The sequence below is a fragment of the Arthrobacter sp. Soil762 genome, from assembly GCF_001428335.1.
In the GTDB taxonomy this organism is placed as follows: domain Bacteria; phylum Actinomycetota; class Actinomycetes; order Actinomycetales; family Micrococcaceae; genus Arthrobacter.
Genome location: NZ_LMSG01000012.1, coordinates 260,811 through 283,271, shown reverse-complemented (window position 1 = coordinate 283,271; position 22,461 = coordinate 260,811). Strand labels below are relative to the sequence as shown.

The following is a 22,461-nucleotide window of genomic DNA, read 5'->3' as shown; positions in this document are numbered from 1 at the left end:
TGCTATAGGCATGCGCGGGGGGCTTGCTAGCGGTGAGTGGAAACTTGGGAATTATTGATGGAATACTTGGGTAATCCTTGATGGATTGGTTTTCTGCCCTGCCGGGTCTCGTCGGGGCAATCGCAGTACTCATGATGCCCGGGCTACTTTTGGGCTGGGCGCTAGGGCTTCGGCATATTTGGGTGATTTCACTTGCACCCCTGATGACGACGTCACTTGTGGGATTTTCCACGCTCGCCTTCTGGTGGTTGCGGATACATTGGAACGTGGTGAGCTTCGCTGTTGTCACAGTGATGGTTGGCGGGGTTGTTCTGGTGGCGGTACGCTTCGCTAGGAAGCGCTGGCCGGCCAATTTTTCATGGTCCGCGGTCGAGCACAAGCAAGGCACAGGGTACTTGCTCGCTGTTTTGGCCGCGGTATCCCTGCTGTCTGTGCGCTACATCCAAATTGTTGAGCATCCTGGGAACATCAACCAGGGTATTGATACGCCGTTTCACCTCAATCTGGTGCGAGAGATAGTAAATGCCGGAGACGGATCGCCGTTCGCCGTGCGTTCTTTGATGGGCGAATCGTCCGGGCTGTATCCGCAGATCTGGCACGCGCTGGCGGCATTGACTACTGAGGCGACGGGCTTGCCCATAATTGAAGCCGCCAATGCCCTTAACCTTGCGATCGTGGCCGTTGCCTGGCCGCTTGGCGTACTACTGCTGGTCCATTTGGTGGTCGGGCCGAAGATTGTTGGGCTGCTCTGTGCGGCCGTTGCTTGCGCCGGGTTCTTCGCGTTCCCGTTCACTGTCATGCAGAGCCAGAAGAGCGATTTCGGTCCGCTCTTTCCCTACATGCTGGCGGTGACCTTGTTGCCGCCGCTCGTCGCAGTGCTGGCGTCAGCATTGAGGTTTGGAAAGATTAGCCCCATGCCCTGGCCATTGGCCGCAACGATGCTGGTCGTGGGGATACCAGGCCTTGTACTCACGCATATGTCAGGTCTAGTGGCTCTTGTTGGCCTGTCTTCGATTTTTGCGGTCATGGCTGCGGGGCGGTCCTTTCGAACCCTCAAGCAACGGCAGTCGGATCTCTTCGGTTACTTGAAGTGGACAGCAGTCTGGATCAGCGCATTCAGTTCCGGTCTAGTCGTCTGGGCTGTGGTGCGCCCTTGGACCACCACGTGGGACCCATTCGACTCACTGCTGGCCGCCGCCGGGAGCGTCCTGTTAAACGCACCAACGCATGGCACTGTCCCATGGGGGTTCGCAGCGTTGACGCTACTCGGAACGGTAGTGCTGGCCCGGAGACGTACTGAATGGTGGTTTCTGGCGTCCTACGCCGGTGCGGTTGTGCTCTACGTCGTGTCCGCAGCGGTTCCAGATCCAATTGTCAGGCAAATCGTGATCGGCGCGTGGTACGGTGATCCGCCTCGCCTAGCTGCGCTCCTGCCCATGTTCTGGGCAGTTCTTGCCGGCGCGGCTGGTGCCTGGATATTCGAAAATATCTCCCAGCGCCGGATTCAGTGGATAGTTCCAGTTGGCGTCGCAGCTTTGGCCGCATCCATCATTATCTGGCCCACGAATTCCGAAACGACGCCCGGCCGAGAGCATACGTACGCTCTGGATGACTCCTCGCCGCTGCTGAGCCCCGACGAACTCGAGTTGATGAAGCGGCTGAGTGACCATGTGCCGGTGGACGCTGTTATGGCCAATAATCCGTGGAATGGTAGTTCAACGGCCTATGCAATTGCGGATCGCCGTGTTCTGTTCGCGCATGCGTATACGGGATCCAACAAAGACCGCCTCCTAACGTCGGAGAAACTGAACCAGGCCCGTCCCGAATCCGAGGTTTGCGCGGCAGCAAAGCGTGAGAACGTTCGATTCCTCCTCGATTTCGGCGGCCGCTACATTGATCCGGAACGCAAGGAAGTCAATGACTTCCCAGGCTTGGACGGAGCAGATAGTTCACCAGCGTTCGTCAAAATTGACCAGCAAGGCGTGGCTGTCCTGTATAGATTTGTTGGCTGCGACACTTAGAAGTGCAGCGCACGAAGTAGTAGCGCATAGCAGTGGCCTGGCTGCGGGAGCGTGACGTTTGGACCAACACCGGCCGCCGAGCATCCATCCTCTAGACTTGTCCACGATGTCTAGATTATTTGGAACAGATGGTGTCCGGGGCCTGGCTAACGGCCTGTTGACTGCCGAGCTTGCGATGAACCTGGCCCAGGCGGCCGCCGTCGTGCTTGGTCATGACCGCAGTACCAGTGGCACCCGGCCCCGTGCCGTGGTGGCGCGTGACCCCCGCGCCAGCGGGGAATTCATCGCCGCCGCCGTCGAGGCAGGGCTGTCCAGCTCCGGTATCGACGTCTACGACGCCGGGGTTCTCCCGACGCCGGCCGCGGCCTACCTCGTGGCAGACCTCGACGCCGACTTCGGCGTCATGATCTCGGCCTCCCACAATCCTGCCCCTGATAACGGGATCAAGTTCTTCGCCCGCGGTGGCCAGAAGCTTCCTGATGACGTGGAGAACGCCATCGAGGAGCAGATGGGCAAGGAGCCCCAGCGGCCCGTCGGCAGCGATGTTGGACGGATCCAGCGCTTCTCCGATGCTGAGGACCGCTACATCGTCCACCTCCTGCAGACGCTTCCGCACCGACTCGACGGCCTGAAGGTAGTCCTGGACTGCGCCCACGGCGCCGCCAGCGGCTGCTCACCCCAGGTATTCAAGGACGCCGGCGCCGATGTTATCGTGATCGGCGCCGAGCCGGACGGCCACAACATCAACGACGGCGTGGGCTCCACCCATCTCGGTCCGCTCAAGGCCGCCGTGCTGAAGCACCGAGCGGACCTCGGCATCGCCCACGACGGCGACGCCGACCGCTGCCTCGCCGTAGACCACGAAGGCACAGAGGTGGACGGTGACCAGATCATGGCGATCCTGGCCGTCGCCCTCAAAGCCTCAGGCAAGCTCACCGACGACGTCCTGGTGGCCACCGTGATGAGCAACCTCGGTCTCAAGATCGCCCTGCGCCAAGCAGGTATCACGATCCGCGAAACGGGTGTCGGGGACCGCTACGTCCTTGAGGAGATGCGCGACGGCGGATACAACCTCGGCGGCGAGCAATCCGGCCACGTGATCTTCGCTGACTACGCCACTACAGGCGACGGCGTCCTCACCGGGCTCCAGATTGCCGCGCAGGTCGCCCTGACGGGCCGGCCGCTCAAGCAGCTCGCCACTGTGATGACCAAGCTCCCGCAGGTACTCATCAACGTCAAGGGCGTTGACCGCACCCGCGTGGGTAGTTCCGACGCGCTGGCGCAGGCCGTGGTCCTGGCCGAAGCCGAGCTGGGCGATACCGGACGTGTCCTGCTCCGCCCCTCAGGCACCGAACCCGTAGTGCGGGTCATGGTGGAAGCAGGGGATGAGGCAACAGCCCACTCCATCGCTGAACGACTGGCCCAGGTTGTCCGCACCGAGCTCGCGCTTGAGCTGGTCGCCGACTAACTGGTCACGGACTGATCCAAGCCACAAACAAACGTGGCCCGCTTCCATCCAGGAAGCGGGCCACACTTGGTTGCGGTGAAGTTACACAGCTCGGTTCTGCAGCGAGTCGCGGATTTCGGTGAGCAGGGCGATCTGCGGATCCTCTGCAGCCTCTTCCTTGACCGCCTGGTTGATGCCCAGTTTGCGGTTGCGGAGTTCGATCATGTGGTTCATCGGCATGATGACCACGAAGTAAATGGCGGCGGCCACCAGTACGAATGAAATGATGGAGGAGATGACGGATCCATACATGAATCCCTCCCATTGCATTTCTGCAATGCCCTTGGCACTGAACAGGCGGCCGATCAGCGGTGTGAGCAGGCCTTCTACGATTGAGGTCACGACGGCGCCGAAAGCGGCACCCATCACGACGGCGACGGCAAGGTCTACGACGTTGCCCTTCATGATGAAATTCTTGAATCCTGTCAACATATGTTCCAAGCTAACCCACTTTGGTTAACCGCGGATGACAACGCCCTGAGCACCAGACGCGTCTCGCCAAAGTGAACGGACTACTCGCTGGCTTGCTGCCTGTCGGCCTTGGCCGGTGGAGCGTCCGTCAATGTTGTTCCCTCGGACGGGTTGGACCTGCCGGCCTCCTGCGACACTACTCCCAAACGTCCAGGCCTGAGCGCGCGCATTGACTCAAGCCAAATGGCGGCCAGCGGTAAAGCCGACCACGGAGCATCAAGAATAGAGAGCGGCCAAGGCTGCGACAGGGCCGCCATATGGAGGAAAGCGACCATCCACATCAGCGCGAATGCCAGCACCGTAGCCACGCGCAGGAATCGCGTGGGGCGCCGCTCCAGCAGGAAGATCACTACTGGAATGAACAGCACGGCATCATACGTTGCCAGGTGGGGTGAGAACGTGACTGTCGTCGCCAAGGTCGCTATCCAAACTGCTTGACTGTCCATGCCTGTGTTCCGGAGACGCAGGATGGACAACACGAGGACCGTTGCCCCGATGGGCAGGGACGCTGCAGTCAGGAGGGGTGCTATGCCGGCGCCCCACGCCGGGGGCAGTAACGCTTGAACAAATGATGGAAGCCCCACCATCTTCCATGCTTGGCCTTGTTGCACTTCGGTCATATAAAGGGGGCTAGAAAGGGCGCCTGTCCATTGACCGAGGCCCTCGAGACCCACCAGGCCAAGCGAGACACCACTGACGGCAGCGATCACTGCCGAGAAGGCGGCGAGTGCCTTGTAGTTCCGTGTGGCCAGGAGTACCAGAGGTATCACGAGTACCAACTGGGGCTTCGCGAATCCAAGGCCGAGCACCGCGCCAGCCCAGAGCGGATGGCTGGTTTGGAAGAGGCGGATCCCGATCAGCCACAGCATAAGGACGAAAGCGGAATCCTGCCCGCTGCCGAGGAGCTCGAATGTTGGAGGTGCAGCAAAAACAGCAAGGATGACGAGCTTGCGCTTTTGAATCATGAGCTTCGGTGCAAGTGTGGCTAGGCTAAGGATGCACCAAACCAGAAGCGCTGAACTCAAGACCAGCCAGACGAGCCCGCTGACGTTGTAGGGTATGAGGGCCAGCGGCGCATAGAGGAAGGCCACTATGGGCGGCGAAACGAACCAGGACAGGCCTACTGATGTTCCTATGGCTTCACTTTGGACCTGGCTCTGCGTGCGCGGGTCATAGAGGTTTTGTGGGTCCTCCCACAGCAGCCGCCCCCCGGTCCAATGGGCAAGGTAGTCGGGCAGGTAGGCCCCGTGGACCGCTGGGTCCGTGATGCGGATGATTGTGGCAGCCAATAATCCAAGTGAGCCTGCGATGATCAAGATCAGTGGGTAGTTACGCAGGCGATCTGGCGTGATAAGCCGATCCAAACCCCGGCTGAAGCGCCGCAGGGACCGCTGTCCGGTGCTCGACAAACTATTCAAGACCTGCGTTATCGGTTTCCCCGTCATGGACAGCGAGACTACAGGACGACGCCCCCGGCGGGACGGCCGGATCGGCAGGTTCGATCTGTTCAGGCGTACCCCGGCGCCGCTTCCACCCCGAAGTACTCCTCGACAGTGTTGATGCCCCGGGTGGCCATGTCGGTGGCAGCCTCCGCACCGATGTACCGAAGGTGCCACGGCTCGTAGTAGTAGCCGGTGATCGGGTGGAACATCCACGGATACCGCACCACAAATCCGAAGCGGTGGCCGTTCGCCTTCGCCCATACCGCCGCGGGCTGATCGGCGAAGCACGGCTGGAAGCCGCATGCACCGCCGCCGTCGCCGATGTCGAAAGACCAGCCTGTCTGGTGTTCCGAGTAGCCGGGACGGGCGCTGGCGGTGTCGGCATCGGCCTGGCCGCGGGCCGCAACATAGCCGTTGTATGTGGCCACCTGGGTGCCGTACGAGCGGTAACCGCTCGCCAGCGTCATGCTCACGCCGTCCTCCGCGGCCGCGGCGAACATCGCTTCCGCGGCCGCCGCCGTCGTGCTGTTCAGCAGGGCCGCCTCGCCGGAAACGGCCAGCCGGACGTTGGGCTGGACCAGATCCGCCGGAACGTAGTCCGCCGGCGCCAGCGGGCGGCGCTTGTTGACCACCAGCCACGGGCTGGCCGGATCCGTCAGGGAGAACTGGCGGGGCAGCGCTGCCGACGGCGGTACGGGAGCCGGAGGCGGCGGCTCAGCTGCCGCCGTCGTGCTGTCCACTGACGGGGCCGACACGGCAGAGGGGGATGCGGAAGTCACCCCAGGTGCAGGGGAGGACGCCGGCGCCACCGCGGCGGGTGCCTCCGGCGTGCACGCTGCGAGCACCGTCAGCCCGGCTCCGGCGGCGAGGAAGCGGGCGAAGGACCGGCGGCTGGCCCCCGAGGGGCCGTCTGCCACGCAGTTGTGGCACACGTGGGTTAAACCTTCCGTAGGAGCATGCGCCGGATGGTGTGGTCGGCGTCCTTGGACAATACGAGCTGGGCGCGGCCGCGGGTGGGGAGGACGTTTTCCTCCAGGTTGGGCTCGTTGATGCGCTTCCAGATGTCCCGGGCGGTGCTCTCCGCCTCAGTGGGGGACAGCGATGCGTAGCGGTGGAAGTAGGACTCCGGCTGTGCGAACGCAGTGCTCTGGAGCTTGCGGAACCGCTCCACGTACCACTCCTCGATGTAAGAGGTCTTGGCGTCCACATAGATGGAGAAATCGAAGAAGTCGCTCAGTGCCAGCCCCTGCTTGCCGTCATGGCGCGGACGGGCCGGGGCCAGCACGTTCAGGCCCTCCACAATCAGCACGTCCGGGCGGCGGACCACCACTTCCTTGTCCGGAACGATGTCGTACGTGACGTGGGAGTACCAGGGCGCCCGGACTTCCTCCGCGCCGCCCTTGATCTCGCTCACAAAGCGCAGCAGCGCGCGGCGGTCGTACGACTCAGGGAAACCCTTGCGTTCCAGCAACTGACGCCGCTTGAGCTCAGCCAGGGGATAGAGAAAGCCGTCGGTGGTGATCAGCTCAACGTTGGGGGTGCCGGGCCAGCGCCGCAGCATCTCCCGAAGCACGCGGGCGATGGTGGATTTGCCTACGGCCACCGAGCCGGCCACGCCGATGACAAACGGGGTGCGCTGGGTCTGCTCACCCAGGAAGGTGGTGGTGGCCGCATGAAGCTGGCCCGCGGCCTCCACATAGAGGTGCAGGAGCCGGGAGAGAGGCAGGTAGACCTCGCGGATCTCCTTCATGTCCAGGGGATCGCCGAGGCCACGCAGACGGACAATGTCCTCTTCGTTAAGGGGCTGCTCCATCTGGGCGGCGAGCCGGGACCAGGTCTGGCGGTCCAGCTCAACGAACGGGGAGACACCCTCACCGTTCGCTTCATTGCGTTGCAAAGTCACTTTAGAGATTCTGCCCCTCGCGCGGCTGAGAGCGAAATGGAGTGCCCTAAGTTTAGATCTCAACCCGGCTGCCGATAAGCTGGAGCCCATGTGTGGAATCGTTGGATATGTGGGCCATTCTGCTGGCCGTGTGAATGCCGGTCACAGTGCGTTGGATGTAGTCCTTGAGGGATTGCGCCGTCTGGAGTACCGGGGTTACGACTCCGCGGGGGTGGCGGTGGTCTCGCAAGGTGCCATCGAGTCCCGGAAGAAGTCCGGCAAACTGAGCAACCTCCTGGCCGAACTGGAGGAGCGTCCGTTGCCGGAGACGTTCACCGGTATCGGCCACACCCGCTGGGCCACGCACGGCGGCCCCACGGACCAGAATGCGCACCCGCACCTGTCCGACGGCGGCAAGCTGGCCCTGATCCACAACGGCATCATCGAGAACTTTGCCGAGCTCAAGCGCGAGCTGGTGGCCAAGGGCTACGCGTTCGAGTCCGAGACGGACACCGAGGTCGCCGCTGTACTGCTGGGGGATATTTTCCGCGGCAAACTTCACGGCGACACGTCCGACGGCGGCCTGACGAAGGCGATGCAGCTCGCCTGCCAGCGGCTCGAGGGTGCGTTCACCCTCCTCGCCGTGCACGCTGACCAGCCCGATGTTGTGGTGGCCGCCCGCCGCAACTCACCGCTGGTGGTGGGCCTGGGCGAGGGCGAGAACTTCCTGGGCTCGGACGTGTCCGGGTTCATTGACTACACCCGCCGCGCGGTGGAGCTGGGCCAGGACCAGATTGTCACCATCACCGCTGACACGGTGGAGATCACCGATTTCTATGGCGCCCCGGCCGAGGGCAAGGAATACCACGTTGACTGGGATCCGGAATCGGCGGAAAAGGGCGGCTTCCCGTCCTTCATGGAGAAGGAAATCCATGACCAGCCCGACGCCGTGCTGCAGACCCTGCTGGGCCGCTCGGACGTCAACGGCAAACTGACCCTGGATGAGCTCCGCATTGACCCGCAGCTGCTGAAGAACGTCGACAAGATCATTGTGCTGGCCTGCGGGACATCCGCGTATGCCGGGCAGGTGGCCAAGTACGCCATCGAGCATTGGTGCCGGATCGCCACCGAGGTGGAGCTCTCCCACGAGTTCCGTTACCGGGACCCGATCGTGGACGAGAACACCCTGATCGTCTCGATCTCCCAGTCCGGGGAGACCATGGATACCCTGATGGCCGTCCGCTACGCCAAGGAACAGGGCGCCAAGACGGTCTCGATCTGCAACACCAACGGCTCCACTATTCCGCGTGAATCCGATGCCGTGCTGTACACGCACGCCGGCCCGGAAATCGCCGTGGCTTCCACGAAGGCGTTCCTGGCGCAGATCACCGCGGCGTACCTGTTGGGCCTGTACCTGGCGCAGCTGCGCGGGAACAAGTTCCAGGGCGAGATCAAGGACATCCTGGCGGACCTGAACAAGATCCCGGCCAAGATCCAGCGGATCCTGGACAACGAGGCGCAGATCAAGGAACTCGGCGTGTCCATGGCGGATGCGAAGTCCGTGCTGTTCCTGGGCCGCCACGTCGGCTTCCCGGTGGCCATGGAAGGTGCGCTGAAGCTCAAGGAGCTCGCCTACATCCACGCCGAGGGCTTCGCCGCCGGTGAACTCAAGCACGGCCCGATCGCGCTGATCGAGGAGGGCCAGCCGGTGTTTGTGGTGGTCCCGTCCCCGCGCGGCCGCGACTCGCTGCACGCCAAGGTGGTCTCCAACATCCAGGAAGTCCGGGCGCGCGGCGCCAAGACCATTGTGATCGCCGAAGAGGGCGACGAAGCCGTGAAGGCCTATGCCGAGCACGTCTTCTACATCCCGGAAACCCCCGTGCTGCTGGCCCCGCTGCTCACCACGGTCCCGCTGCAGATCTTCGCCCTGGCCCTGGCTTCGGCCAAGGGCTACGACGTGGACCAGCCGCGCAACCTCGCCAAGAGCGTCACCGTAGAGTAACCGCAGCCTGACCGGCCACGAGCCGGTCGGTGCCCTGCGAAACGGAAGCCCCGAGCCTTAGGCTCGGGGCTTTTGTTCTTGGTGCGCAGGCTCGAGTTTCAGCTGCGCGGGGGCGCGCCAGGAACTGGACCCAGCGCAGCCAGGGACGGGTGTGCGCCGCCGATCCCGGCGGCCTTGCCGTCCAGAAGATTCCTCGTCCCGTGGCCGATGTACCGTGCCACTTTTTCCCCGACGGTCGATCCGTCGACCTGTTCGAGGGCGTGCGCCAGCTCTTCGAGCGTTCCGGTGACTGCGCGCCATGCATGCCGTTCATCGAGTCCCCAGGAGACGCCTTCTGCAACCAGGTCCTCCATTGTTAGCGACGGCTGATACGCGCGGGCGTTGATTCGGAGGGACATGTTCAGCTGGCCGTTGGGCGCCAGGGCGTGTGTTGACACGTCGTAGAGCGGCGCCAGTGTGACGGCGCCGCTGGGGCGCCGGAGGGTGGAAAAGTTCTTGGCGTGGGCGTCGGTGTTGCCTACGGCGGTGTTGAAGGCCGTGTGCGCGAGCAGCGTCTCGCGGTCGTCGGTCCCGGCTCCGAGGATGTCCCGGCGTCGTCGCAGCAGTCCGGCGAGGTTCTTCAGGTTTGCGGCGGAATTGACGCCTTCGAACTTGCTGTCCGTGTCCCAATGCAGTCCGAGGGCCTGCGCGCCGTCCTCTTGGTGGATGCGTTCGACGCTCCGACCGGCGACGCGGCGGTCGTAACGCTCGAGGACGAGGACGGTCCGGCCTGCAAAGGTGCGCACGTCGCTGGCGAACGTGGTCAGCCCGATCCGCCGCGAAAGCTCCAGGCAGTACGCCTCGGCGTGCAGCGCGTGCTCGTTCCCCGCGGCCACGGGCTTGATGATGTGCGTGGATGCGGCGCCGTCGATGCCCGCGTGCCAGACCCCGTCCAGCAGGGCAAGCGTGGTTTTGGGCTGGTAGCCAGCAAGGGAGCCGCCGCCGGCGGCGGCGCCAAGCGCGTAGTCGTTGATGAGAGCCAGCCGCTCGGCGATCTGCTCATCGGTCAGTGCTTCATAGGATTCGGCCGGTTCCCCTGGGTCCCCGCCGATGCGGACGGCACCGGCGACGTCCCGCCCGGCATAGGAGACCAGGGCGAACACGTCGTTGCGGCTGGCTTGCGCCTGTTTGGCCAGGTTGGTCCGGCCGGACCCTTCCGGCAGCAGTCCACCGAAGAACGCGGTGGCCGCCTCCGGGGTCGAGGGGCGGGGCCCAAGTGGCAGGTTGGCGGACAGGATCCGCGAGCCGATCCCGAACCGGGCCATCCCGGCGTCGGAGGATTCGAACGTCACTGTGGTCGCGCCGTGGCGGACCATGCGCCCGATGACGGTGCCGTAGAGGTGGACATCCTGCACTTCAGCCACGGTCGGCGCCTTCCCGGAACGTCAGTTCGATTCCGAGTTTTTCCATGACGGCGAAGAACTGGTCGTTGAGCACCTTGGGCTTGCCCGTCTCCAGTTCGGAGAGGTACCGCTGGCTGACTCCGAGCCGGCTGGCCAGCTCGCGCTGGGAGAGCCCGCTGCGCTGGCGGACGCCGTAGACCATCAGGCCCAGGTCGGCCACTGACTTCATGACGCCGTGCACGCGGCCTCCTTGATGAGTTACTCGTAATAGGTTCGTGGTGATTACCTTTTCGTAATCATACCAGCCTGATTACGAAAACGTAATGGCGGGGCCCTGTGTGCACGGCAGGTCACGAGCGTCCCCGTAGAATAGCGCCATGATCGTTGGCATTGGCGTAGACGTTGTAGACATCGAGCGGTTCGGCCGCCAGCTTGAACGCACCCCGGGGCTCCGGGACCGGCTGTTCGTGCCCGCGGAACGCGAGCTGAACACCCGCTCCTTGGCTGCGAGGTTCGCCGCCAAGGAGGCCGTGGCCAAGGTCCTCGGCGCGCCGGCGGGCATGAACTGGCAGGACTGCTGGATCGGCCTGGACCAGCACGGCCCCACCATCCAGGTCAAAGGAACTGTACTGGCGGTGGCCGAGTCCAAGGGCGTCAAACGCTGGCACGTCTCCATGAGCCACGATGGCGGGATCGCCACGGCCACGGTACTGGCGGAAGGCTGAGCCACTTACTGCTCAGCCCAACGACGGACCTGACACCATGATCAGCGCCTATACCGGAACCCAGATCAGGGCGGCAGAACAGCCGTTCCTGGCTGCCGGGATGGGCGCTGTACTGATGCGGCGGGCCTCCCACGGGCTCGCCAACACGGTGGTCCACGAGCTGAAGTCACGCGGCCAGCCGCTCTACGGCGCCAGCGTGGCCGTCCTGGCCGGCAAAGGCAATAACGGGGGAGACGGCCTCTTCGCCGCTTCATTCCTGGCCGCCAGGGGAATGCGTACGACGGCGGTGCTCACGGCCGGAACGGCCCACACCGAGGCGCTCGCTGCCTTTGAGCGCGCCGGCGGCCGCGTCCACCTCCTCACCGAATTCAACGCCAGCGAGCTTGCGGCACACACTGCGGGTGCCGACGTCGTGATTGACGCAATCCTGGGAACGGGTGCCAGCGGGGGTCTTCGCGGGGCGGCCGCCGACCTGGTGAGCGGCCTTTCCGATATGCGGCTGTCATCCGAAGGACCGGGCATTGTGGTGGCCTGCGATGTCCCCAGCGGCGTCGACGCCGACACCGGGGAAGCCCATGCGCCGGTCCTGTCCGCGGACCTGACCGTCACCTTCGCCGCGGCCAAAGTGGGGCTCCTGGCGGACCCGGGCGCCGATCACGTCGGCCGGATCCACGTGGTTCCTATCGGCATCGAAGACGAACTGCCCTGGCCGGCGCTGCGCAGGTTTGAGCCGGTGGACCTGGCCCGGCTCCTGCCCGAGCCCGGGAGGCGCTCGCACAAGTATTCCCGCGGCGTCCTGGGCGTCGTGGCCGGATCCGCCGACTATCCGGGCGCCGCCGTGCTGGCCTGCCGGGGTGCCCTGGCGGCCGGCGCGGGCATGGTCCGCTACCTGGGCCCGCCCGAGGTGGCCGACCTGGTGCGGCAGTCGTGCCCGGAGGTGGTGTGCAGCACGGGCTCCGTGGCGGACACGCACGTCCAGGCGTGGCTAGTGGGTTCGGGCATGGGTCCCGGCGACACCGAACAGCTCCGGCGCGCCCGTGACGCCGTGGAATCCGGCCTGCCCGTGATCGCCGACGCCGGGGCGCTGCCTGCCCTGCCTGCGGTCCTGGCGCCGCAGGTGATTCTCACGCCGCACGCCGGCGAGCTGGCGGCCCTCCTCCAACGGCTCGCCTCGTCCCCGGACAGCCCGGACTTTGATCCCGCCCCGGACCGTACCGCCGTCGAGTCCTCCACCCTCGCCGCGGCCCGGCATGCCGCCGTGCTCACCGAGGCCACCGTCCTGCTGAAGGGTGCCACCACCCTGGTCGCGTCGCCCTTCCAGGATTTCTACAGCCAGGCGGACGGCACGGCGTGGCTCGCCACCGCCGGAAGCGGCGACATCCTGGCCGGCATCATCGGTGCGCTGCTCGCCCAGCTGGGGTCCGACGTCGGGCGCTTCCGTGATGCGGGCATCGATCCGGACGAGCGCTGGGCAGCCATTGCCGCCCTCGGGGCCAGTCTCCACGGCCTCGCGGGAGCGGCCGCGTCCGGTGGCGGACCGCTGACGGCAGGCCGGATTGCGGACGCCGTACCAGACGTCTGGTATAAAATCAGCCTGCTTAGTAAACCAGCGGGCCGGAAACGTAATAGTCACGCCCACCCGCTACCGTAGGCATAGGTTTTGTACCGGCAGGGGCGGTTTTGTGTCCACGCACCCGCTGTCGAACAACGATGAGGAGTACGCATGGAAATCTGGCCCGGAACGGCATATCCGCTTGGCGCCACTTTTGACGGGACCGGCACGAACTTCGCTTTGTTCAGCGAACGCGCCGAAAAGGTAGAGCTGTGCCTCTTCGATGACGACGGCGTGGAAACCCGGTTCCGGCTCGATGAAGTGGACGGCTACGTGTGGCACGGCTACGTCCCGCAGGTCCAGCCCGGCCAGAAGTACGGCTACCGCGTCCACGGGCCCTACGACCCGGACTCCGGCAACCGCTTCAACCCCAACAAACTGCTCCTGGACCCCTACGCCAAAGCCGTGCACGGGCAGATGGACTGGGAGCCGGCGCTCTTCTCCTACAACCTGGGTGACCCGGACTCCATCAACAATGAGGACTCCGCGCCGCACATGATGATGGGCGTGGTGATCAACCCGTTCTTCGACTGGGACGGCGACCATAACCTCCGCATTCCGTACCACAAGTCGGTCATTTACGAGGCCCACGTCAAGGGCCTGACCCAGCTCCACCCGGAGATCCCCGAAGAGCAGCGCGGCACCTACGCCGGCGTGGCACACCCGTCGGTCATCGCGCACCTGCAGAAACTGGGCATCACCGCGATCGAGCTGATGCCGGTGCACCAGTTCGTCAACGAGGGAACCCTGAAGGACAAGGGCCTGAACAACTACTGGGGCTACAACACCATCGGCTTCTTCGCGCCGCAGAACACCTACAGCTCCACCGGCGACACCGGCCAGCAGGTCCAGGACTTCAAAGCCATGGTCCGCACCCTGCACCGCGCCGGCATCGAGGTGATCCTTGACGTTGTGTACAACCACACCGCCGAGGGCAACCACCTGGGCCCCACGCTGTCCTTCAAGGGCATCGACAACGCCTCCTACTACCGCCTCATGGAGGGCGACGAGAAGCACTACATGGACTACACGGGCACCGGCAATTCGCTCAATGTCCGCCAGCCTCACTCGCTGCAGCTGCTCATGGATTCCTTGCGGTACTGGGTCACCGAAATGCACGTGGACGGCTTCCGCTTCGACCTCGCCTCCACTTTGGCCCGCGAGTTCTACGACGTGGACAAGCTCTCCACCTTCTTCGAACTCATCCAGCAGGACCCGGTGGTGTCCCAGGTCAAGCTCATCGCCGAGCCCTGGGATGTGGGTCCCGGCGGCTACCAGGTGGGCAACTTCCCGCCGCAGTGGACGGAGTGGAACGGCCAGTACCGCGACACCGTCCGCGACTTCTGGCGCGGCGAACCAGCCACGCTGGGCGAATTCGCCTCCCGCCTCACCGGCTCCGCCGACCTGTACGAGCACTCGGGCCGCCGGCCCGTCGCATCGATCAACTTTGTCACCGCCCATGACGGCTTCACGCTGGCAGACCTGGTGTCCTACAACGAGAAGCACAACGACGCCAACGGCGAGGACAACAACGACGGCGAATCCCACAACCGGTCCTGGAACTGCGGCGCTGAAGGCCCCACGGATGATCCCGCTGTCCTGGGGCTGCGCGCCCGCCAGCAGCGGAACTTCATCGCCTCGCTGCTCCTGTCCCAAGGTGTGCCCATGCTGCTGCACGGTGACGAAATGGGACGCACCCAGCAGGGCAACAACAGCGGCTACTGCCAGGATTCGGAACTGACTTGGGTCAACTGGGAGAACATCGACCAGCCACTCGTCGAGTTCACCGCCGCCGTCAACGCGCTCCGCGCCAAGCACCCCACGTTCCGCCGGAGCAGGTTCTTCGACGGCCGCCCCGTCCGCAGAGGCGAAGGCGAACGGCTGCCGGACATCGTATGGCTCGATGTTGACGGCGACACCATGCAGCCGGAGGACTGGGACAGCGGCTTCGGCCGCTCGGTAGGCGTTTTCCTCAACGGCGACGGAATCCGCGGCAAGGATGCCCGCGGCCGCCGGATCACGGACGTGAACTTCCTGCTGTACTTCAACGCCCACGACGACATGGTGAATTTCACGCTGCCGGCCGACGAATACGCGCCGGCCTGGGACATCATCATCGATACCGCCGGCCACAACGCGGACACCGAACCGGTCCAGGCCGGTGGGGCCCTGCCGGTGGACGCAAAGTCGCTGGTGGTCCTCCGCGCCCACAGTGTTCCCGATGTTGAACCGGACCATTCCGTAGCCGCATCGCTCGCCGCGCTGTCGCAGACCGCCACCAGCGAGACCGAGTCCCTCAGCACACCCATGGTGGCCGAGCACGGGAAGACCACGAAAGTGGGGGACCGGAAGGGCGGCGCCAAGTGAAGGTTCCGGCGTCCACCTACCGGCTCCAGATACGCAGCAGCTTCACGCTCTTTGATGCGGCCGCGACCGTTCCGTACCTGAAATCACTGGGCGTGGATTGGGTCTACCTGTCGCCGATCCTGACGGCGGAACATGGTTCCGATCACGGCTATGACGTGACGGACCCGTCATCGGTGGACCCGGAGCGGGGCGGCCCGGAAGGCCTGCTGGCACTATCCGCAGCAGCACGGGAGCATGGCATGGGCGTGCTGGTGGACATCGTCCCCAACCATGTGGGCGTGGCCTCGCCGGCGCAGAACCCGTGGTGGTGGTCGCTGCTGCAGGAAGGGCGCGGCTCGCCGTACGCGGGCGCGTTCGACGTCGACTGGGACTTTGGTGCCGGCCGGATCCGGATCCCCGTCCTGGGCAGCGATGACGACCTGGGGCTTCTGGAGGTTGCGGATGGCGAGCTGCACTATTACGGCCACCGCTTTCCGTTGGCCGCGGGTACATACGCCGACGGCGACTCCCCGCGGGCTGTGCATGACCGGCAGCATTACCAACTCGTCTCCTGGCGCCGGGCGGACAGCGAGCTGAACTACCGGCGGTTCTTCGCGGTCAACACGCTGGCAGGCATCCGGGTGGAGGACCCGTGGGTCTTCGACCAGGCCCATGCCGAGGTGAAGCGCTGGTTCGACGACGGCCTGGTTGACGGGCTGCGCGTGGACCACCCGGACGGCCTGGCGGATCCTGCCGGGTACCTTCGCTGGCTCAAGGACCTCAGCGGCGGAGCATACGTCCTGGTAGAGAAGATCCTGGAGCCGGGGGAGGAGCTCCCGACGGAATTCGCCTGCGAGGGGACCACCGGTTACGACGCCCTGGCTGACCTGGACCGCCTGCTGGTGGACCCGGCCGGCGAGGCTGCGTTGGACGCGTTGGATGCACAGCTGCGCTCCGGCGAGCCTGCGGACTATGCGGGCATGATCCTGGGGACCAAGCGCGCCGTGGCGGACGGCATGCTGCGGTCCGAGATCCTGCGGCTGGCCCGCCTTGTTCCTTCTGACGAGGGCCTGCCGCCGGGTCTTTCCGAGGACGTCGCGGCGGATGCCCTGGCCCAGGTCATCGCGGCCTTCCCCGTGTACCGCACGTACCTGCCCACGGGTGAGAACGTGCTGCGCGAGGCCTGCGCGGCTGCGGCCCGCCAGCGCCCTGACCTGGCCAATGTGCTGGACGTGCTGCTGCCCCTGCTGCTGAAACCCGAGACCGAACTGGGCCGGCGTTTCCAGCAGACGTCCGGCATGGTGATGGCCAAGGGTGTGGAGGACACGGCGTTCTACCGCTACACCCGCCTGGGGACACTGACGGAAGTGGGAGCGGACCCTTCCCACTTCTCGCTGGCCCCGGAAGAGTTCCACCGGCGGATGGCCGAGCGCCAGGAGTCCCTGCCGCTGTCCATGACCACATTGACCACGCACGACACCAAGCGCAGCGAGGACACCCGGGCACGGATTTCCGTGATCGCCGAACTGCCGGACGAGTGGGCCGCAACCCTGGACACCCTTCGCGGGCTCGCCCCGGTGCCCGACGGCCCGTTCGAGAACCTGCTGTGGCAGGCGGTCATCGGTGCGTGGCCGGCGTCGCGGGAACGGCTGCAGGCCTATGCTGAGAAGGCGGCCCGGGAGGCAGCCAACTCCACCACGTGGACGGATCCGGACGAGACGTTCGAAGCACGGGTCACGGCTGCTGTGGATGCGGCGTTCGACGACGCCCGGGTCACCACGGTGATCGAGGACTTCGTCGCCCGGACGGATGCCTTTGCCGCCGCCAACTCGCTGTCCCTGAAGCTGCTCCAGTTGACCATGCCGGGGGTACCGGACGTGTACCAGGGCACTGAATTCCGGGACCGGTCGCTGGCGGATCCGGACAACCGGCGGGCTGTCGACTTTGAGCGCCGGGCGGCAGCTTTGGCCGCACTGGATGCCGGCACAAGTCTGGCGGACTTCCGGGACGAGACCACGAAACTGCTGCTGACCTCCCGGGCGCTCCGGCTCCGCAGGGACCGGCCCGAACTGTTCCTGGGCTACCGGCCCGTTCTGGCTTCCCACGCTGCGGCGGACCATCTGGTGGCCTTCGACCGCGGGGAGGACAGCACCGGCACTGGCGCCACACCCGGCGCCTTGACCCTGGCAACGCGGCTTCCCGTCGGACTGGAACGCGCCGGCGGGTGGCGGGATACCGCCGTCGAACTTTCCACCGCCATGCGGGACGAACTCACGGGACGGACGCACGGCCCCGGCCCGGTGCCGGTGGCCGGCATCCTCCAGCAATACCCTGTGGCGCTGCTCGCGCCCGTGAACGGAGAGAACGCATGAGCCTGACGCACCACGGTTCCGGCCGGTTCGATGTCTGGGCCCCGGACGCTTCGGCCGTCTCGCTGCTCGCCAACGGGCAGCGTTACCCGATGAAGCAGGTATCCGCGGCCCCCGGCGCAGACGGCTGGTGGTCCGCGCCGGACGCGCCGGCGGATGCAGACGTGGACTACGGCTACCTGCTCGACGGCGACGCCCACCCGTTGCCCGACCCCCGGTCGCGCCGCCTCCCGGATGGCGTCCATGCGCTGTCCCGCACGTACGATCCCGGTTCCTATGCCTGGCAGGATGCCGGCTGGCAGGGGAAGGAACTGCGCGGCTCGGTCATCTACGAACTCCACGTGGGAACCTTCACGCCTGCGGGAACACTCGATGCGGCCGCGGAGAAGCTCGGCTATCTCGCGGACCTTGGCATCGATTTTGTGGAGCTGCTGCCGGTCAACGGGTTCAACGGCACCCACAACTGGGGCTACGACGGCGTCCAGTGGTTCGCGGTCCACGAAGGCTACGGCGGGCCCTCGGCCTACCAGCGTTTTGTGGACGCCGCCCACGCTGCCGGGCTGGGCGTCATCCAGGATGTGGTTTACAACCACCTGGGACCGAGCGGCAACTACCTGTCCAGATTCGGCCCGTACCTCAAGCAGGGCGACGCCAACACGTGGGGCGATTCGGTCAACCTCGATGGCCCGGGATCCGACGTCGTGCGTGAATACATCCTGGACAATGCAGCCCTGTGGCTGCGCGACTATCACGTGGACGGCCTGCGCCTGGATGCCGTCCACGCGCTGCGCGACGAGCGGGCCGTGCACCTCCTGGAAGAGTTCGGGGCGCTGGGCGATGTCATTTCGGCGGAGACCGGGCTTCCGAAGACCCTCATCGCCGAATCGGACCTCAACAATCCGCGGCTGATCTACCCCCGCGACGCCAACGGCTACGGCCTCGCCGGGCAGTGGAGCGACGACTTCCACCACGCGGTGCACGTCAACGTCAGCGGCGAGACCGCTGGGTATTACGGCGACTTCGCGTCGATCGGCGTGCTGGCCAAGGTCCTCAAGGACGGTTTTCTGCACGACGGCAGCTACTCCAGCTTCCGCGGACGCCATCACGGCCGGCCCATCAACTCCTCGCTGGTCCACCCCGCTGCCCTGGTGGTGTGCAGCCAGAACCACGACCAGATCGGCAACCGGGCCATCGGGGACAGGCTGTCCCAGTCCCTGCCGTACGGTCCGCTGGCTGTGGCCGCAGTGCTGACGCTGACCTCGCCCTTTACGCCCATGCTGTTTATGGGTGAGGAATTCGGTGCCTCCACGCCCTGGCAGTTTTTCACGTCGCATCCCGAGCCGGAGCTGGGCAAGGCTACGGCGGAGGGCAGGATCCGCGAGTTCGAGCGCATGGGGTGGGATCCCGCCGTCGTCCCCGATCCGCAGGATCCCGAAACGTTCCGGCGCTCCAAGCTCAACTGGGCGGAGGCTGCTGACGGCGACCATGCGCGCCTCCTGTCGCTGTACCGCTCGTTGACCGCGCTGCGGCGCGCTTACCCCGAACTGGCCGGCCTGGGGTTCGCGGAAACGGACGTGATGTTCGACGACGACGCCGGCTGGTTGCGTTTCCGGCGCGGGTCCGTGGAGGTGCTGCTGAACTTCTCGGCGTCGCCTGTGCGCGTGGACGGTGTGCGGGGCACGGTGCTGCTGTCGACGGACGAGGCTTCTTCGCTGGATGGGGATGCGTTCCTGATCTCGGCGCACAGTGGGGCGGTGCTGGCTATTGGGGCAGAAGTAGCCTCGAGTTAACGTAGACACTGGAGTTACCCGGGCGTACGATTCGCGTACTGACCAGCCGTGATGGGCGGCTCGGTGGTTTGCGGGCGATGGAGGCCGTCATGGGTTACCCGGTGAACAACGCATCCAAGGTTCCTGCCACGCTTGAGTTGCGGATCCATGGCATCCGCAATACCCCGCCCCATGAACTCCTCCGCTGCGAAGTCGCCGACGTCACCAGGGTTCAGGGCGACGAACTCGGCGGTTTCTTTACGACGAAGGCTCCCTCTGCGGGGCCAACTTATGTGGAAGCCTACAGCTGGGGAAAGCTGGCACGGACGGCGCCGGTCGCCAGTACTTTTGGCAAGATCGGTGCTGTTGCAAGCAATCTGGCCTGGTTTTTGCTGCTGCCCTTCGGTCTGGCTAATGCGGCCTACTGGGCGCGCCGACTACAAAAGGACGGGCCAAAGGGAGGCAGCCAACTCGCGGCAGGCAACGGAGCGGGAACGGTGCGACTGTTTGCCTTGCTTCTGAGTGTGTTCTACACCGCGGCGCTGTGCACGGTGGCCTTCGACCTGCTGGCGGTGCAATGCTTCCGCCGCCTCGAGGGTGTGCCAGGCGTGTCGGTCTGCAACCAACTTCCTGGTCCTGCTGACATGCTTCGGAACATGACTCGAGGGCAGCGACTTACCGTGATGGCGTCAGTGCCGTTGCTGGGCATGGGTCTACTGTTCGCAATTTCCCTTTTGTCCAACGCCAAATACCGACGGCGTACACTGCATGCCGAAGCTCGCGGCTCGGAGGAAACTGTAGCTGGCGCCGTCAAGCCGCCCATTCTTGCCGCTTCCGGATTCTGGGATCGAAGGTTCGTTTCTTCGTCCACAGGAGTGGTTCACATTGCAGCGTGCTTTTCGTTCGTAGCGCTGCTGATTAACGCAGACTCCGTCGCCGCTGTGCGGTCGCCGGAATGCACCGGTGCAGGCCAGTGGTTCAACCCCGGCTGTATTTCTGAAACCCTGAGCCGCACGGGTGAACGTGCGCTGGAAATGGCGCTCCTCGTGGCAGGCGGCCTTTTGTTGTTCATGGTGGCCGTATTGGTCGTGGCGTGGTCATCGGAAGTCCGTGCACCGGTCGAAACGGCGCTCAAGCGCAAGCAAGCCGCGGGCTTAGTCATGGTGGCTGTGGTGCTGCATCTGGCTGTAACACTCGGCATCGCCTGCTTCGCGACGCCGGACGACACAGTCACCCGGGCCTTCGCCGGCACCCGCGTGGCGCCTCTAGTACTCCTCGCGCTGCTGACCATCCTGAGTTTGTCGGCTGCCGTGACGCGCTCAGGTGTGCGGGCGAGCAGGGCGTTCGTACTAATCTCGATTTCCACCGCAGCCTTGCTGGCCTGGTCCCTCATCCCCGGAAACGACCTCATTCTTCTAGTTCCAGTTGTGGCGGGGCTGGTGCTGGCCGTGGACCTCCTCAGAATGCGCCGGCGCAGCATTGCCGTTTTCGAGCACGAAGGTTGGTTCGGCTTTGGGCCCGGGGTATTCATGCTCCTGGCGGTCATGTTTGCCTCGTTCCTTAGCGGGAGCCTTGTGGTCGGCGTCGCCGAATTTCTGCGGAGTCCGCGAACTGTGGGTCAGGTCCTCGCGCAAAATCCGGTATGGCGTTCTGTCACCGAGAGCACCGCGCTGGGAGAAATCACTGTGCCCACGGCGTACCGGATGTTTGCCGGTGTCCTGCTGGTGGCCATCGTGGTTGCTGTGGCGGTGGTTGCCTTTTGGGCCGTGGTGCATCTGTTCAAACGCCGCATCATTGCGTACCCGAGCGCCTATGATTCCGGCGTCGGTATGCCTCCCGGCGAGCCCGGGGAATTCAGGCCCCGCAAGATGCCGGAATCGCTTGAGCCGCGCCTGCAAAGGGTGGCAGACAGGCAGAGGTGGTCCTCCCTGGCGCAGCGCGGTGAGCCTGCCGTCTGGATTGTGGTCCTCCTTGTGTGGTTGGCCGTGACAGTCAGCCTGGCCGCCAGCGCGGCGCGAGGCCGCACGCCCAATGATTCGGCACTGCAGGCGTGGTTCAATGACATTGCCGTATTCGTGAACCTGAATCTCGCCGGCTGGGGAGTCGTGGCAGGTGCTGTCCTGGTGCTGGGGCTCGCCATCGGAAACGCCGCGTCCTCCAAAGACCGGCCGCTATCGCTCATTTGGGACATCATCTGTTTCCTTCCCCGGGCAGCGCATCCCTTTGCACCCCCTTGCTATGGCGAACGGGTGGTACCAGAACTCAGCGACAGGATGGCCGCATGGTTACAGCCGGCAAACCGGAAAGACGCCCAGATTGTGGTTTCGGCACATAGCCTCGGTGCCGTCCTGGCCATCGCTGCTTTGTTTCATCTGAAGGCGACGTCGCCGGAAACGGACTTTACGCGGATCCGGCTGCTCACCTATGGGGTCCAGCTCCGGTCCTACTTCGGGCGGTTCTTTCCCGAACTGCTGGGACCAGCTGTGGTCAGCACAGTGCCATCGGCAGGTCCAGCCTTACATCGGGCAGATCCGTGGATCACGCAGGTTTCACGGGATTTCGTCCTGGCCAACCAAATGCACGTGACTGAGCACGGGAAATACACACTGGCGTCCCTGCTCAACGGGGATTGGGGCAATGCAGAACCCAGCCCGCCACGAAATCACTGGATCAATATCTGGCGCCGCACCGACTATCTGGGTTTTCCCATCGATTCCTTCTGCACCGGCCCGGGGCAGCGGGACTGCATTGCCGAGGAGTTTGAGCCCGGCGGTTACATGGAGGATGTTGCGACTCACGGGAATTACCTGTCGACGGCTGCGTACACCACGGCCAGGAACGCCCTGATTTCCACTTGATCTGCCGGCTCCGCCGGCTCCGCGGCCGTAACCCGGGGCCTTGCGGTCTGTCGCGCGCGTCACAGATGGCAGGAT

The 22,461-nt window shown here is 64.9% G+C and carries 15 protein-coding genes; 9 read left to right on the top strand and 6 right to left on the bottom strand.

Annotated features, from left to right (window positions below; all coding sequences use genetic code 11):
* Positions 1-80 precede the first annotated feature (80 nt).
* Both ASG77_RS09280 and glmM read left to right on the top strand, forming a co-directional pair.
* Entirely contained in the window at positions 81-2,021 is a 1,941-nt protein-coding gene (locus ASG77_RS09280; RefSeq protein WP_056344267.1) for a DUF6541 family protein, read from the top strand.
* 106 nt (positions 2,022-2,127) lie between these two features.
* Positions 2,128-3,489 carry a phosphoglucosamine mutase gene (gene glmM, locus ASG77_RS09275; RefSeq protein ID WP_056344265.1) on the top strand — a complete coding sequence of 454 codons (1,362 nt, stop codon included), beginning with the start codon at positions 2,128-2,130 and terminating at the stop codon, positions 3,487-3,489.
* An 81-nt stretch (positions 3,490-3,570) separates the two neighbouring features.
* Here glmM and mscL read toward each other — a convergent pair whose 3' ends face one another.
* The 4 genes from mscL to coaA form a co-directional block, all read right to left on the bottom strand.
* Positions 3,571-3,960, bottom strand: coding sequence for a large conductance mechanosensitive channel protein MscL (gene mscL, locus ASG77_RS09270; RefSeq protein ID WP_056344261.1), 390 nt, complete (start codon positions 3,958-3,960; stop codon positions 3,571-3,573).
* 80 nt (positions 3,961-4,040) lie between these two features.
* Complete coding sequence (locus tag ASG77_RS09265; RefSeq protein ID WP_082575925.1) at positions 4,041-5,444, bottom strand: glycosyltransferase family 87 protein; 1,404 nt, start codon at positions 5,442-5,444, stop codon at positions 4,041-4,043.
* A 62-nt stretch (positions 5,445-5,506) separates the two neighbouring features.
* Complete coding sequence (locus ASG77_RS09260; protein WP_056344257.1) at positions 5,507-6,373, bottom strand: M15 family metallopeptidase; 867 nt, start codon at positions 6,371-6,373, stop codon at positions 5,507-5,509.
* A 5-nt stretch (positions 6,374-6,378) separates the two neighbouring features.
* Complete coding sequence (gene coaA, locus ASG77_RS09255) at positions 6,379-7,344, bottom strand: type I pantothenate kinase (RefSeq protein ID WP_056344255.1); 966 nt, start codon at positions 7,342-7,344, stop codon at positions 6,379-6,381.
* A gap of 88 nt (positions 7,345-7,432) precedes the next feature.
* Between coaA and glmS the strand changes: the two genes are divergently transcribed.
* Positions 7,433-9,325: a glutamine--fructose-6-phosphate transaminase (isomerizing) gene (gene glmS / locus ASG77_RS09250; RefSeq protein ID WP_056344251.1), complete on the top strand. Its 1,893-nt coding sequence runs from the start codon at positions 7,433-7,435 to the stop codon at positions 9,323-9,325.
* A gap of 98 nt (positions 9,326-9,423) precedes the next feature.
* Here glmS and ASG77_RS09245 read toward each other — a convergent pair whose 3' ends face one another.
* Positions 9,424-10,728 carry a type II toxin-antitoxin system HipA family toxin gene (locus tag ASG77_RS09245; RefSeq protein WP_056344248.1) on the bottom strand — a complete coding sequence of 435 codons (1,305 nt, stop codon included), beginning with the start codon at positions 10,726-10,728 and terminating at the stop codon, positions 9,424-9,426.
* A complete protein-coding gene (locus tag ASG77_RS09240) occupies positions 10,721-10,948 on the bottom strand; it encodes a helix-turn-helix domain-containing protein (protein ID WP_200950725.1) in 228 nt (75 codons plus the stop codon). The genes ASG77_RS09245 and ASG77_RS09240 overlap by 8 nt, the downstream gene beginning before the upstream one ends.
* A 136-nt stretch (positions 10,949-11,084) precedes the next feature.
* Here ASG77_RS09240 and ASG77_RS09235 point away from each other — a divergent pair, with 136 nt between their 5' ends.
* The 6 genes from ASG77_RS09235 to ASG77_RS09210 all read left to right on the top strand — a co-directional run bounded on the left by ASG77_RS09235 (position 11,085) and on the right by ASG77_RS09210 (position 22,386).
* Positions 11,085-11,432: a holo-ACP synthase gene (locus tag ASG77_RS09235; protein WP_056344245.1), complete on the top strand. Its 348-nt coding sequence runs from the start codon at positions 11,085-11,087 to the stop codon at positions 11,430-11,432.
* Between the two features lie 37 nt (positions 11,433-11,469).
* Entirely contained in the window at positions 11,470-13,083 is a 1,614-nt protein-coding gene (locus ASG77_RS09230) for an NAD(P)H-hydrate epimerase (RefSeq protein WP_056344242.1), read from the top strand.
* Positions 13,084-13,155: 72 nt separating this feature from the next.
* Positions 13,156-15,411 (top strand): glycogen debranching protein GlgX, encoded by a 2,256-nt coding sequence (gene glgX / locus ASG77_RS09225; RefSeq protein WP_056344239.1) that lies wholly within the window; start codon positions 13,156-13,158, stop codon positions 15,409-15,411.
* A complete protein-coding gene (gene treY, locus ASG77_RS09220) occupies positions 15,408-17,762 on the top strand; it encodes a malto-oligosyltrehalose synthase (RefSeq protein ID WP_056344236.1) in 2,355 nt (784 codons plus the stop codon). The genes glgX and treY overlap by 4 nt, the downstream gene beginning before the upstream one ends.
* Positions 17,759-19,549, top strand: a complete 1,791-nt coding sequence (gene treZ / locus ASG77_RS09215; protein WP_056344232.1) for a malto-oligosyltrehalose trehalohydrolase — start codon at positions 17,759-17,761, stop codon at positions 19,547-19,549. Before treY ends, treZ begins: the two co-directional genes overlap by 4 nt.
* A 77-nt stretch (positions 19,550-19,626) precedes the next feature.
* Positions 19,627-22,386: a hypothetical protein gene (locus ASG77_RS09210; RefSeq protein ID WP_156380239.1), complete on the top strand. Its 2,760-nt coding sequence runs from the start codon at positions 19,627-19,629 to the stop codon at positions 22,384-22,386.
* The last annotated feature ends 75 nt before the right edge of the window (positions 22,387-22,461 follow it).

Excerpts from the sequence above, each read along its gene's own strand:
- ASG77_RS09230 (WP_056344242.1), top strand. The coding sequence starts at position 11,470 with ATGATCAGCGCCTATACCGGAACCCAGATCAGGGCGGCAGAACAGCCG.
- ASG77_RS09235 (WP_056344245.1), top strand. The coding sequence starts at position 11,085 with ATGATCGTTGGCATTGGCGTAGACGTTGTAGACATCGAGCGGTTCGGC.
- ASG77_RS09280 (WP_056344267.1), top strand. The coding sequence starts at position 81 with ATGGATTGGTTTTCTGCCCTGCCGGGTCTCGTCGGGGCAATCGCAGTA.
- ASG77_RS09210 (WP_156380239.1), top strand. The coding sequence starts at position 19,627 with ATGGAGGCCGTCATGGGTTACCCGGTGAACAACGCATCCAAGGTTCCT.
- treZ (WP_056344232.1), top strand. The coding sequence starts at position 17,759 with ATGAGCCTGACGCACCACGGTTCCGGCCGGTTCGATGTCTGGGCCCCG.
- glmS (WP_056344251.1), top strand. The coding sequence starts at position 7,433 with ATGTGTGGAATCGTTGGATATGTGGGCCATTCTGCTGGCCGTGTGAAT.
- glgX (WP_056344239.1), top strand. The coding sequence starts at position 13,156 with ATGGAAATCTGGCCCGGAACGGCATATCCGCTTGGCGCCACTTTTGAC.
- ASG77_RS09265 (WP_082575925.1), bottom strand. The coding sequence starts at position 5,444 with ATGACGGGGAAACCGATAACGCAGGTCTTGAATAGTTTGTCGAGCACC.
- glmM (WP_056344265.1), top strand. The coding sequence starts at position 2,128 with ATGTCTAGATTATTTGGAACAGATGGTGTCCGGGGCCTGGCTAACGGC.
- mscL (WP_056344261.1), bottom strand. The coding sequence starts at position 3,960 with ATGTTGACAGGATTCAAGAATTTCATCATGAAGGGCAACGTCGTAGAC.